The sequence below is a fragment of the Enterovibrio paralichthyis genome, assembly GCF_019209835.1.
In the GTDB taxonomy this organism is placed as follows: Bacteria; Pseudomonadota; Gammaproteobacteria; order Enterobacterales; family Vibrionaceae; genus Enterovibrio; species Enterovibrio paralichthyis.
Map to the genome: position 1 here is coordinate 82,516 of NZ_JAHUTS010000007.1, position 13,470 is coordinate 95,985.

At 47.7% G+C, this 13,470-nt stretch carries 12 protein-coding genes; 1 reads left to right on the forward strand and 11 read right to left on the reverse strand.

Annotated elements, in window-relative coordinates:
- Positions 1-7: 7 nt before the first annotated feature.
- The 7 genes from tssG to KU854_RS10600 all read right to left on the reverse strand — a co-directional run bounded on the left by tssG (position 8) and on the right by KU854_RS10600 (position 7,256).
- Positions 8-1,051, reverse strand: coding sequence for a type VI secretion system baseplate subunit TssG (gene tssG, locus KU854_RS10570; protein WP_218358526.1), 1,044 nt, complete (start codon positions 1,049-1,051; stop codon positions 8-10).
- Positions 1,015-2,781, reverse strand: coding sequence for a type VI secretion system baseplate subunit TssF (gene tssF / locus KU854_RS10575; RefSeq protein ID WP_218358527.1), 1,767 nt, complete (start codon positions 2,779-2,781; stop codon positions 1,015-1,017). Before tssF ends, tssG begins: the two co-directional genes overlap by 37 nt.
- A gap of 1 nt (position 2,782) precedes the next feature.
- Complete coding sequence (gene tssE / locus KU854_RS10580) at positions 2,783-3,220, reverse strand: type VI secretion system baseplate subunit TssE (protein ID WP_218358528.1); 438 nt, start codon at positions 3,218-3,220, stop codon at positions 2,783-2,785.
- A 3-nt stretch (positions 3,221-3,223) separates the two neighbouring features.
- Complete coding sequence (gene tssC / locus KU854_RS10585; protein ID WP_218358529.1) at positions 3,224-4,699, reverse strand: type VI secretion system contractile sheath large subunit; 1,476 nt, start codon at positions 4,697-4,699, stop codon at positions 3,224-3,226.
- A 26-nt stretch (positions 4,700-4,725) separates the two neighbouring features.
- Complete coding sequence (gene tssB / locus KU854_RS10590) at positions 4,726-5,238, reverse strand: type VI secretion system contractile sheath small subunit (RefSeq protein WP_218358530.1); 513 nt, start codon at positions 5,236-5,238, stop codon at positions 4,726-4,728.
- A gap of 584 nt (positions 5,239-5,822) precedes the next feature.
- The gene (locus tag KU854_RS10595) at positions 5,823-6,107 is read right to left on the reverse strand and encodes a type VI secretion system PAAR protein (protein ID WP_218358531.1); all 285 of its coding nucleotides are present in this window, start codon (positions 6,105-6,107) and stop codon (positions 5,823-5,825) included.
- Between the two features lie 375 nt (positions 6,108-6,482).
- Positions 6,483-7,256, reverse strand: a complete 774-nt coding sequence (locus KU854_RS10600) for a phospholipase A (RefSeq protein ID WP_218358532.1) — start codon at positions 7,254-7,256, stop codon at positions 6,483-6,485.
- Between the two features lie 431 nt (positions 7,257-7,687).
- Here KU854_RS10600 and KU854_RS10605 point away from each other — a divergent pair, with 431 nt between their 5' ends.
- The gene (locus KU854_RS10605) at positions 7,688-9,235 is read left to right on the forward strand and encodes a BCCT family transporter (RefSeq protein WP_218358533.1); all 1,548 of its coding nucleotides are present in this window, start codon (positions 7,688-7,690) and stop codon (positions 9,233-9,235) included.
- A 95-nt stretch (positions 9,236-9,330) separates the two neighbouring features.
- On the opposite strand, the gene KU854_RS10610 is transcribed toward KU854_RS10605, so the two are convergent.
- From KU854_RS10610 to KU854_RS10625, 4 genes are read right to left on the reverse strand one after another with little or no spacing between them, the layout of a single operon-like run.
- Entirely contained in the window at positions 9,331-10,047 is a 717-nt protein-coding gene (locus KU854_RS10610; RefSeq protein WP_218358534.1) for a ThuA domain-containing protein, read from the reverse strand.
- A gap of 9 nt (positions 10,048-10,056) precedes the next feature.
- Positions 10,057-10,947, reverse strand: a complete 891-nt coding sequence (locus KU854_RS10615; protein ID WP_255555520.1) for an NAD(P)-dependent oxidoreductase — start codon at positions 10,945-10,947, stop codon at positions 10,057-10,059.
- Between the two features lie 29 nt (positions 10,948-10,976).
- Entirely contained in the window at positions 10,977-12,509 is a 1,533-nt protein-coding gene (locus tag KU854_RS10620; RefSeq protein WP_218358536.1) for a sugar ABC transporter ATP-binding protein, read from the reverse strand.
- Positions 12,506-13,456 carry an ABC transporter permease gene (locus tag KU854_RS10625; RefSeq protein WP_218358537.1) on the reverse strand — a complete coding sequence of 317 codons (951 nt, stop codon included), beginning with the start codon at positions 13,454-13,456 and terminating at the stop codon, positions 12,506-12,508. The genes KU854_RS10620 and KU854_RS10625 overlap by 4 nt, the downstream gene beginning before the upstream one ends.
- Between the last annotated feature and the right edge of the window lie 14 nt (positions 13,457-13,470).

Genomic DNA, 13,470 nt, shown 5'->3' on the forward strand with positions numbered 1-13,470 from the left:
GAATATCCTATCGCCTGACTTGAATCTTGACGGTTCGGGGAGCTTCAGAGCTTCCCGTGAAAGAAGTCCATCCCAAAGAGGCTGGTGAAACTCGACTCAATCTCATCGACGGCAACTCATTTTTTTGCGGGGATAACTCAAGATCAAACGCCATTTGCTCTCTTAATACGAACTCAACAAGCGTAATCAGTGGCTGGTATTCCTGGCCTGACGGAAGAAAATCTTTGAATCTCTCTTGGCTTAAACTCCCAATGCAAATGACAAACTTTCCGCAGCGATCTTGAACGCTCTCCCCTATAACACTGTCTACGCCAAGCGCAACGTTCGCTTTGCCTAACGTCATTTTTTGCTCTTCGGGAATAGCAACCTGGCGCAATTCCCATTGGCGAATAGAAACATCTTCAAGGTCAAAACAATGGGCGATGATCCCTGATACCACCTGAGGGGAGCGGCTTTTCCCTGCCAACATTCCGGCGTAGGAAAGCATTTTGCACCAATTGATGGGAGTTTCTCCGCGTAGCTCTTTATCTCCCAAACCAACTAGGGCGAACAGTTGTGCGGAAAAGGTATCAGTCGCGTCTTCTTTGAACCGTATGTAGTAACGATATTTTCGCCAGATCTGGAAAACCAAAGAGATCAGGCGGTGATTGAAAAAATCGAGAAATGGCTTTCTCAGTCCCGTTTCTTCATTTTCTGTAAGGATTTCCTCCAGAAAATAGCTTGGCAATGGTGATTGGGCTCCACTCATCCCAAGAAACGAGGTTTCAATTTTCATGCGTTTTTGGCTGGTTTGTACCAGTGAAGACACATCACTTGCGGCGAATCCCAAGCTTGGATTGCTGCTGAATGTCAATTTACTCGATGTGGAATTAATGCATTCAGGATCGAGTCCTTCAATCAGATGAAGAAGCTCAACCAACTGATAAAAGTTGTAGGATTTCACATTGGTCGGCAACCCTTCCGACCAATGACTTTCCCCAATACACGCTTCAGTCTCTGGGGTAAGCATTTCGCTTAAATCAGAGGCTGTTGCCCGCTCTGAATACCCCATGAGTATCTTTCCTTGTTATCGGCGTTAATGATGATCAATTCGTGGAAGGTGTTAATGCTTGCGTAGAGCGAAAAGAACCGGCTTAGCACTGTGCCAAAGAGGTACAATTCGCCTTCCGAACCAAATGCACTTTGAGATAGTGTTATCTCGGAACGCAGCCCCCTGACTGGAAGCCCTTTCAGTAGTTTCTCTGTTGGTTGGGTCTTTATGTCTACAATGCCTTCCATACGTTGACGAGAAATGCGCTCTGCCTGTCTGTCAACCAACGCCCGAAAATCATAGGCGCGCAATACAGAGGTCAGTGCCTCTTTTGATAAAAGCGACAGGTAGTTGAGTGAGAGGTTGGAAATCAAAGTCCATAGGAGGGAGCCGTCTAAAACCGGACGGATCGGCGCCGTTGGCTCAGTAATGTTGGTGAAGCTGGCAAAAGCCGGGGATGAATCTGTAGGAATGCAAATATCACCTTTTCCCAATTCGAGAGGAAGCTGCCTGTTTGTGCATGTCACCGCAACCGAGATGGCTTCACTGAATCCAATATGCTCAGTCTCATCACTACGTACAAATGCGATATGATGGTCAAAACCTTCCGTTTGCAGGCTATCCCTTACCCGAACCCTGTAATACAGTGCCTTTCTGTCACGCGCGCGTTCAATTTCATGATGAAAGCTTTCAAATGGGGTGTAAGTGCGTATCTGTCCACGGATCCGGCCGACATTGTTTTCTTGCCATCCCTGAACGCGGTCTACGCTAAAAACTTCATAGTGTGTTGCGTGACGACTTGAAGGCGTGATCTTATATTCCGCACTCTTGCCATTAAGATCGATTGGATCCGCATCATATGAGAAGAGATTGATGGCCGGTGTACAATAAAGCTCGAATGACTCCTCTTTGACCCTGACATCTGGTGGCAAGGTTTTTGAAAAGTTAAACCTAAGCGTTAAATTTCCCCCTGCGTTACCCGGAATAAATTGACCAAATGAACAGACGTCAAAGAACAAGAATGAAGCGGGAAACGAAAGATATTCCTGCAGTACCCTGTAACCTTCGTAGACATTTTTCGGGTACGGCAACAAGGCATCTCTTTCTCCAAAACCCGCTGGAGAGTAAGCATTTTTGGGTAAGGTGATAACCTTATCACCACTAACGATTTGGATGTTTTTCAGGTAATGCCCTAACCATAAATAGAGCATTTCAGCACTGTAGGTTTCACCACCGATAAAGAAGCGTAAGTCTTTCACTCCCGCTTCCAACAAACCAGCTTCACCAGAGGCTGAAAGCGACACATCGATAGCTGAAGAATCTCTCGTGTGGTGTGTTGTAACCGAACCACGCTTGAGCGGATATAATTCAACGTCCCTGCATGTTCTATAGTGACATATGGTGCCAGCAACTGGGCTGGTATCTAACTGAATACCCTTTTGTACTTTTTGCGCATGTGAAATAGCTTTCTCATCGGGAGAAAACTGAACAATAGCAAGGCTTGGAACCGGCCGCAGATAATTCGGCCAAAGCATATTAATAATAGAATGGGTTAGTTCTGGGAACTCGTCTTCTACTTTTTCTCTCAATCGTCCAGTTAGAAAGGCAAAACCCTCAAGCAACCTTTCAACATCAGGGTCAGTATTTCGGCTATTCAGAAAACGGGCAAGCTGAGGATGTGTTTTCGCAAATTCAACACCTTGCTCGCGAAGAAACGCCAACTCATCCCTGAAAAATCTATTTCTGGACACTTCAAACTACTCTGTACTTTCTATTACTATCCAACAACAAATCAATCTGCACATTTTTATGAAGCGCTCCAAGATTGACTGCTGCAACTATCTGGAACCGAAGATTTAATGGAGAACGAATGTCAGGTAGAACCTGAATTTCCATTTGTTTTATGCGAGGCTCATATTTCTCCAGGCATCGCCTTATTGTCAGGCGGATTTGAAGCGCAAGATCATGAGCACTTAAAGAGGCATCATTAAAATCGACTAACCCCAAATCAGGTGCGCTTAGTGACTCCCCTATTCGCGCATTCAGAAGATTTGATACATTTTTCTTCAATGAGAAAAGTACATCTTCAACATCAGGGGCTTGAGTTACCGTTCTTGTTGCAGCGCCAGCATCTAATCGTTCAAAGAAACTGACGCCATAAGGTGCTTCTTCGTAATCAAGCCCCGACATTACTTATGCCTGATCTAAACGACCAACGAGAGATAACTCGAAGTTCGCGCCCATATATTTGAAGTGGGGTTTTACAGCGAGAGATACCTGATACCAGCCAGGACTTCCCTCCACATCTGACACTTCGACTTTTGCTGCACGAAGTGGTCGACGACTGCGAACTTCTGCCGGCGGGTTCTCCTGGTCTGCCACATACTGACGAATCCAGGTGTTGAGTTCTCTCTCCAGATCCTGACGTTCTTTCCAAGAGCCGATCTGTTCCCTTTGAAGCACTTTGATGTAGTGTGCGAGGCGATTGACAATCATCATGTAAGGTAATTGAGTGCCAAGCTTATAGTTTGTCTCTGCCTGTTTCCCTTCTTTTGTATTCGGAAACACCTTCGGCTTTTGAATGGAATTTGCAGAAAAGAACGCAGCATTGTCGCTGCCTTTTCTCATCGTCAAGGAGATGAATCCTTCTTCTGCCAATTCAAACTCTTTACGGTCAGTAATTAAAACTTCAGTAGAGATCTTTGCCTGAAGCGCGCCAAGTGATTCAAATAGATGTACTGGAAGATCATCGACTGCCCCACCACTTTGTGGACCAATGATATTTGGACACCAACGGTATTTGGCAAAACTGTCAGTCAAACGCGATGCCAATGCAAATGCGGTGTTCCCCCAAAGATAGCTTTCATGAGAATCACTTACATTTTCACGGTAGTTAAATGTGGTGACCGGGTTTTCAACTGGATCATACGGAGTACGAAGCAAGAAGCGGGGGGCTGTTAGGCCGACATATCTTGCATCCTCGGACTCACGGAGAGCACGCCATTTAGTGTAGCGAGGGCTTTCAAATATTGCGGAAAGCTCCTTGATGTTTGGAAGCTCTTCGAATGAATCAACACCAAAGAATTCTGGACCCACTGATGACAAAAATGGTGCATGTGCCATTGCACTTACAGAGCCGACATATTGGAGTAGCTTCATATCACTGGATGAGGGAGAGAAAGCGTAATTACCGACAATCGCGCCTACTGGCTCACCGCCAAATTGTCCATAGCCTGAAGAATAAACGTGTTTGTAAAGACCAGACTGCGTGGCCTCAGGTGAAAATTCAAAGTCATCCAGCAGCTCTTGCTTAGTGGCGTGCAAAACTTCAATTTTGATGTTCTCGCGAAAATCCGTTCTGTCGACGAGCACTTTTAGACCGCGCCAGGAAGATTCCATTTGCTGGACTTCCTCACAATGAAGGATCTCATCCATTTGTGCGCTGATCTTTTTATCCAGCTCCACCAGCATTTGGTCAACGAGTGCTTTATTAACCGGTTCTGAATGTTGTTCGGAGCCAATCAGATTTTCAATAAAAGCCGCGACGCCTTTTTTCGCTACATCATAACCCTCTTCATTTGGAACCATACGGGTTTGAGCCATGATATTGTCAAGCAAGCTTGCGGATTCATAACTGGCGCTTTCTATCGCCTTCTCTTCTACAGACATTGGTAAATTCCCTTAACCTTGAAATATTACTGATCTTGTTTTGGCATTTCGTCAGCACTTATCAGTTCCAACTCAGCAAGGAGTTTTTCTCTTGAATCCTCAGATGCAAGAAGCTCCTGCAAACGGGATCGAAAAGCAGGAATATTCCCAAGAGGGCCTTTCAGAGCCACCAAAGCCTCTCTTAATTCAACAAGTTTTTTCAGTTCTGGGACTTGATTGGCAATAGCATCAGGTGAGAAATCAGCAAGAGACTTAAAGGACAGCTCTAACGGTAGTGATTGATCCTTTTCGTCTGTCATTTTATTCGGAACAGAAGTTGAAATTGATAGATTGCTTTCACGCATCACTGATGTGAAGTTGTTTTTATCAACATTGACCGCTTCACGCTCTTCGATTTGCGTCTCCTCTGGGTGTCCTTTGAAGTCACCAACAACCACCATCTTCAGTGGTAATTCCAACTCAGCCTGAGTATCTCCTGTCGCTGGAACGTATTTAATATTAATACGCTCTTTAGGTGCGACACTTCCCTCTTTTGCCATTTCAAATTACTCCTTGAGATTTATATAAATACACCTACAAACCCTCGTTATTTCAGATAAGAGGAGTCGACCCAATTCCGGGCGGAATGGATAAAATTAAATTCAAACGATTTGTGGTGTAGCATCAGTACCAATAAGGCCTGAGCTACCAAGGGCTCTGGAGATTGAAGGACTCAATAGAGAAGCGAAAGTAGTTAGACGAATGTCTTCACCTTCCCTGAGTTACGCTTAGCCTTCTGAATTAGACTTATCGCCGTAGAACCTTTCCAACTAACTGGGTTATATATTATTAATAGAGTTACCACTTAGAACTAACGCCAAGTAATTCTCCGCTTAGATTGTCGATTATATTTATTCAGGAAGGTGGGGTGCGGCAAGGGCATTTTGTAAAAAAAACACTTTCTATTATATAAAACAGATCCACCTCGAGAATTTTAGAGGTGAACACTAATGTTAAATAACTCTATAATTAGAACTATCTTTATATATTTCTAACAATAAGATTGTTATCAATAAACATCAAGTCTATTTATAGTTAGACTTGATGTTAAATTTTTTCATGAACTCAATCCAAATTATGTAATTTATCCTATATTCACCGTTCCACCACCGATCACAACACCTCCACATCCCACAGCATCCCCGGTTCTAGCTACCGGTTTTCCATTTGCGAATACAGATGATGACCCGCCAGAAATGCTTCGCCCGTGAGGTGGGCTTTTGGGTTTAACGTGTGGGGCCAATGAATCTCCTTGTCTGGCAACCGGCTTACCATCAATCTTTACGTTAGGTGAACCCGACGTGACGGGGGACGGGTGATATCCATCGTGTGCCGTACCAATATCGCCCAACACTACTGCGTTACCCATATCAATTTCCTTGCCAAATGTTTATTTTTTATTCAGCACAGAACGTGCCAACCCTAACATACTGTAAAACATAGAATTAATTTAAAGTCACCTCATTGACGGGCAACAAGTCGCTTGAATTTGAACCTAAAACTTGCCCGCCGAGCAAAAATTCGCCAACCGACAACTCAAACAAATCGGATTGCAATATACCCAAACAACCTGAAGATGCAGGATTCACCCAGATTGAGAGGCGTTGTGATCGCGGCGTCCCTTTGTAGGTGTCGTCACCTCCATCAAAAAGGAACAACTAAGAGCACGGGGTCAGTCAATTCGCCCGAAGGGAGGACATCAATGCGAGCATCTTCAGGTCGTTTGGCTATAGCTATCCGCGCCTCAGAAACTGAACGCAACCCCGACACCAATTGCACTTTCATCGAAGTTATAGTTGGAAATAGTCAGTCCGTATCCTTTTTCTGCTTTTGCGTAACCACGAAGTCCTTGGTAAATCGGGAAGTTCCAGCTCACGCGGTAGTAATTTCGGTCGAAATCGTCGCTAAACAAGTTACTTACCAACAGCTTCAGTTCTTGTCGCTCAGTAGGTTTCCACCCTAACTCTGCCTGTGCATAGCCCAGGAAGTCATTGATATCCGGGTTATAACTGGCACTGCCAACACGTAGCCATGGTTTAAACCGGAGATAGACTGTTTCCCAGTCATGTCGAATATCTACATAGACGCGATTCCAACTCACCTCGTTTTCACCGCCTGCGCCGTTTGATTCGTGCTCTGCCCCCAGATCTATCTGCCACTCATCACGACTGACCCGGTAGAAAATCTCAGGGTTATAGTTACTGTCGCGAAAGTATGCCGAGCTTGCGTAAGCCTCCCAGTTTGATCGCTGTGTATAAGCGATATACAAACCATCGCTATCGAACGCAAGAAGCCGGTATTTTGCACTGAACTGGAACTGAATAAAGGTATCTTTAGCCGGTTCACCGTTTGGGTTCAGTGGCATAAACCGGGATTGGTTAACCCGGGATTCGTGATAGTAAGGGAGAAAGTAGTTATCTTCGAATGCTGAGAGATTGTCGGCGGCTGCGCTGAGGGGAAAGCAAGCTATTGAGCAGCCGGCAATGGAAAGTAGATTCGTTTTTTTCACGTACAGCATCAGGCCTCCTGGCAAACCTTCCCCTGACGATGGCTGGGGAATCAAAACTTTGCCAGTATAGCTATCAATAGAGTAGCAGGACGCTCAAAAGCACGCTTTCGCTTACCTTTGAGCCATTCGACCAGCCATCGAGGCGGGTAATGATCGGTGGAAGAATGAAAATACGCTTAGATCACTGATCCTCTCCACGCACTGCTTTTATTACCAATCGGCGCACCGGACATTTACTTACATCACTTCAGATCACATCAGGTTGCCCACGAAGGCATCACTCAAAATAGCTATTAAATTTCAATAAATTGAAACGATTTCACACTCTCTCATATTTGTCGCCGCTTACAAAAGCATGATTAGAACTCAAAACAAAGTGATAGATATCACATATATTCTTTGCTAAGGTGCCGCCCCTCACACACACAATGTGAGGCAGAATGACTTCTACTTCCCTTTTGAAAAGCAACAATTTGGTATCAACCCTTACTATCAGCTTTTTCGCTCTTTTCCTCTTTGCAGCCGTTTACGATATGTCGCTCTTCTCTCAGACTATCAATACCTTATTTGGTCAGGCAGCAGAAAGTTTTGGATCTTTCTGGCAATGGCTGATGGTCGCCAACCTTGCTTTGGCACTTGGTATTGCTGCGTCACCGTTTGGCCGGATGAAGCTGGGTAGACAATCCAAACCTGACATCAGCGCGTTCCGCTGGATTTCAATGATCATGTGTACCCTGCTCGCAGGCGGCGGTGTTTTCTGGTCAGCCGCAGAACCCGTGTACCACTTTCTGTCTCCGTCGCCAGCATACGGCGGCGTCGACGAAAACAGTTTGGCGGCAGCGACAGCCGCGCTTAGCCAAAGCTTCCTGCATTGGGGGTTTCTGGCCTGGGCCGTTCTCGGCACGCTGGCTACCGTCGTGCTGATGCATGCCCATTACGAGAAAGGGCTGAAACTACGACCACGTGCCCTGCTTTATCCGCTGTTTGGTGATCGCTTCGAAAACCATTGGTTTGGCGCAGTTGTCGATGCCTGTTCAATCGTCGGCGTTGCCGCAGGTACGATTGGCCCTATCGGTTTTCTTGCCAGCCAACTGGGTTACAGCGTGGAAGTGCTGTTTGGTATCGAAAACGTACTCAGCACACAAATCATGATCTTGGTGGTTGTCGTTGCCATTTACTCGCTTTCAGCATTCACAGGTATGGACAAAGGTCTTCAGTGGCTGTCGAAAATCAACGTCCTTGGCGCGTTGGGACTTCTGATGTTTGTTCTGCTGCTTGGCCCGACGGCTTTCATTTTTGACGCTTTTTTTAATGCATTCGGCAGTTATATCGGTCACTTCTCTGCCATGAGCGTTGAAGCTGACAGTGTTGGCTGGATGACAAATTGGACCTGGTTCTTCTGGGGTTGGTTTATCGGCTTTGCGCCGATGATGGCTATCTTTATTGCCAAAATTTCTCGTGGCCGCAGCATCCGTATGTTGGTGCTGGCGGTCGCTATCGGTTCTCCCATTGCGACCAACTTCTGGTTTACCGCATTGGGTGGAACAGGCATATTCTTTGAGCTAACCAATCCAGGTGCTGTTTCTGAAGCACTGACCGGAGCAGGTTTGCCCGGCGTATTGATAGCGATTTTGCAGCAATTGCCATTGCAGGTGATCATCGTGCCTGCGTTTCTTCTGCTGACCACTACCTTTGTCGCCACCACCGGTGACTCTATGGCTTACTCCATCGCCGTTGTCACCTCGGAAGATTCGACACCATCCAAGTACAACCGGTTATTCTGGGCTTTGATGCTGGGTATTGTGGCGGCGGTTTTACTCACAGCAGGTAATGGTGGGCTGGCAGCCTTGCAATCATTCATCGTGATCACTGCCGTGCCAGTCTCACTGCTGATTGCGACAACATTAATTTCAGCGCCCCTAACTTTGCGCAAAATGCAGTTGGCTAACCAGACAGAGCACACCAGTAGCGAACAGGTATTCGGCTAACCAAATGGCTTTTTAAAAGTGTCGCATTCATTGCGACACTTATTTCCGAGCAATTCCCCAATTGATGGATTTAACCATCCCCGCTGAAAATCGTGCTATCTCGCCGCCCAGTTAAACCCTTTGCGCATCAGCTTATCCACCATTGGGTGTTTTAACTCTTCAACCGTGTGGCCAATCGAGCAGTAGAATACTTTCCCCTGATCCCAGCGCCGGCGCCATGCAATTGGCATCACAGTGCCTTCAATCCAATGCAGATATTCCCCACTGAAGGTGGTCGTCGCCACAACATCGTTGCTCGGATCCACCAGCATGTAATATTGCTCACCATGAATATCGAAATCTTCCAGACCTTCCATAAACGGGGCATCGTTTTTGGTGAAGGTTACTCGGTAGTCGACAAAGTCATCAGAGGGAACGGGATTGTCCGGCCAGCCCGGCGGATGGGCGACAAACTGACCACCAATCATAAAGTGGTAGGTGGGGTGGTCGCGGAAAGCGTCCCCCATGTGTCCATGCCAACCGGCTATACCACAACCACCTGCAATGGCATCCAGCAAGCCCTGTTCTTGTTCGCGGGTTATATTGCCAAACTCATCCTGGTGACTGCTGCGGGCACTCGACCAAATGGGAACGATAAGATCCAACTCTGCTGTTACTGCTTTGTCCTGCAGGGGTTCGAATGAGCCGTAAGACACCACGTCAAACCCTTCTTCTTCCAGCAAAGCTGTTGCCCAGTCACAAAATACCGTCGGCGTGTGTCCTTCCCAGCCACCCACAAACAACGCCGCTTTCTTTGCTCTTGTCTCTGCCATTACTTTTCCTTATTGATTGCCAAGCTGACTGCCAGCGATAAACTGCGCGATAGCGGCCATGTCTTTCTCACCAAACCCTACCGCTTCGGCTGACTTCAACTGATCCAGGTTGGTACTGATTTGCGCGAACCGGTGTCCACGGCTATCTGCCAGGTCTTGTGCCAACTGCATGTCTTTTTTTGCCAGCGAGAGCGCAAAGGTGACCTCATCGTTCTCGCCAAGATAAAGCGGCGTCCGAAAACGAATCATCGGGGAACCGGCGGCGCTGTCACCCAACAGGGTCATCAGCGCCGCACGGTCGATGTTGCAAGATGCAGCCAACGCTAAAATCTCACCGACAATCTGATTTTGGCTGTGAATCACACTGTTGATGAGCAGCTTGGCTGCATGACCGCTGCCCGCTTCCCCCATCTGGCAAACGGATTTGCCCATCAAAGCAAGGGAAGTGTGAATCTCTGGCGAAAGTCCCGCCGATGTACCAACCATAAACACCAACTCACCGGCTTCTGCTGCATTTAAGCTGCCGGAAACCGGCGCATCGACATAGATGACATTATGAGAGGCCGCGAGCGAGGCAATTTCTAACGACAGTGCAGGGCTGATGGTGCTCATCTCTACCCAGGCCTTTGCCCGCCGGTTCAGTGGTGCAATCAAGCCACTCTCCTGACCGAAATAGACAGCCCTGGCTGCCTCATCATCGGCAATCATGGTAAATACCAGATCGCAATCCTGCGCAATTTGCGCCGGATCCTCTGCGATATGAACCTCAGGATAGTGTTCTACCAACGCCACAGACTTACTCCGGCTTCGGTTCCACACCGTCAGTGGAACGCCTGCCTTTGCCAGATTTGCGGCCATCAGCCACCCCATCCGGCCTAATCCAATAAAGCCGATGTGCATAATATTGCCCTTTGGTTTGAAGGAGATGGTCAGTCGCTGTCCGGTGAACTCACTTGACCGGTAATCGCTGTCACCAAGCGGTTTTCCGTGACGGTTTCCGCCGTAAACTCTTCCATGACCTTGCCTTCGTACAAGGCAAGGATCCGATCACTGACACTCAGTATTTCCGGCATCTCAGAAGAAATTACCAACACCGCCAGACCCGATCTGGCCAGCTCACGGATGAGTGCATGAATTTCGGATTTGGAGCCCACATCAATACCCCGTGTTGGCTCGTCCAGAATAAGGATTTTGGGATGGGTAGAAAGCCATTTGCCGATGACCACCTTCTGCTGGTTCCCCCCGCTGAGATTACCCACGGGATAGCTGCCATCCGGCGCTTTTATGGAAAGCTGCTCGGCATATTTTTTGTAAACCTGACTCTCTTTGCCTTCTAAGAGCCAACCTATGACAGAGACGCGATCCAACTGCGCCATGGTGATATTGTCCTGACAACTCATGGCTAGGATAAGCCCTTGCTCTTTGCGATTTTCAGGCACCAAAGCGACGCCCAACTCCACCGCATGTCGGCTATCACCAATCACGGTTTCCTGACCATCGAAACGCACCACACCGGAATCAGGTTGGCGGATCCCGAACAGGGTTTCGGCAATTTCGGTGCGGCCTGCCCCCACTAAGCCATACATGCCGAGCACTTCCCCTTCCTTTATCGAAAAGGAAATATCCTCATAGTGTTTTTCGAGTGTCAGTCCTTCGACCTCCAAACGCACTGCCCCGCCTTTGGCCATCTCCACCACATTCTGTTCAAGTTCACGGCCGATCATCAACGCAGTCACTTCTGGCTCGTTGGTGTCTTTGGTGGTCAAAGTGCCACGGTATTCGCCGTCTCGGAGCACGGAAAGACGGTCAGAAATGGCAAAGATCTCTTCCATACGGTGAGAGATATAGGCAATACCAACCCCCTGACTTTGCAGCTCTTTGATCACCTCAAACAGCACCACTTTTTCGTAATCTGTCAGAGAGGCTGTCGGTTCATCAAAAATCACAATTTTAGGGGTAAAAACCAATGCACGGGCGATTTCCACCATGTACTTTTTGGCGATGGTGAGCGAGCCAACCGGGTCATCTGGGCCAAAATCGCAGTTCAAGCGCTTGAGAATTTCCGTCGCCTTGTCGTGCAGTTTCGCGTAATCCACCACCCCAAACAGCTTGGTCGGCATCATGCCAAGGAAGATGTTTTCCGCGACTGTCATATCTTCCACCAATGACAATTCCTGGTGGATCATCAAGATGCCCTGATGTTTTGCATCCATTGGGGTTTTGAGTTTTACCTCTTTGCCATCAATCAGAATTTGCCCGCCATCGTCCTGATAAATGCCGGACATCACCTTCATCAGGGTCGATTTCCCCGCCCCGTTTTCGCCGAGCAGCGCGTGCACTTCCCCTGCGCGGATATCAAAACTCACGCCGTTGAGCGCCACCACGCCCGGAAAGACTTTGCGGATATTCTTCAGCTCCAGCGTTGGCGCAATATTCTGGTTCAACTCCATTGCCATGCTCATGCGGAAACGCCTCCCTGCTCCGTCCGGTTAACTTTCTTGTCGATAAAGAGTACGAGGATCAGAATTGAGCCCATGATCACCAACACGTAAAAGGCGGGGACTTGCATCAGGTTCAAACCATTACGAAGAATACCGATAGCTAATACGCCGCCAAGCGTACCGAGAATACTGCCCGCACCACCTGTGAGACGGGTGCCGCCCAACACCACAGCAGTGATGGTCCAAAGTTCAAAATCTCGACCCAGGTTTGGCGTCGATGCACCCATTTGGGTGGAAAGCGTTACGCCTGCTAATGCGGCGAAAAAACCCACCAGCATGAAATTGAACATCATATGAGGGCCAACCCGGATACCTGCATCAATGGCCGATTTACGGTTGCCGCCCACCGCATAACAATTACGACCATGCACTGTGTATTTCATCATCAGATGCATCAGCAAGGTGGCAATCAGAAAGAGAATCGCCAACGTCGGGAAGCCCAATACTGAGCTGGAACCAAAGTCGGAATAGGCAAAGTCTGACGCATAAAAAGACTGCTCACCGGTGTACACGAACACCAGGCCGCGAATACCAATCATTGCACCCAAGGTGACAATGAATGCATCAACACCGGTTTTCCAAACGATAACGCCATTGAGCATCCCAAGCAGAATACCGGATGCCAGCGCAATCAAAACCGCTGCAGGAATGCCTATCGACCCTTGCAAATCAATCGCAAGACTTGCAGACAAGGCAACCACCGCCCCAACCGACAAATCAATGTTGCCGTTGATCATCACCACCGTCATGCCAAGAGCAATGAACCCGATGGTGGAGGTCTGGATAAGGATGTTTTTGAAGTTCGCAATATCGAAAAAGTACTCTGACGAAAAGCTGAACAACACAATGCAAAACACAACGAATATCCATATTGGTTGTGTTTTCAGAAAGCGCACTACGGTTTCCATAAAATAATCTCCTC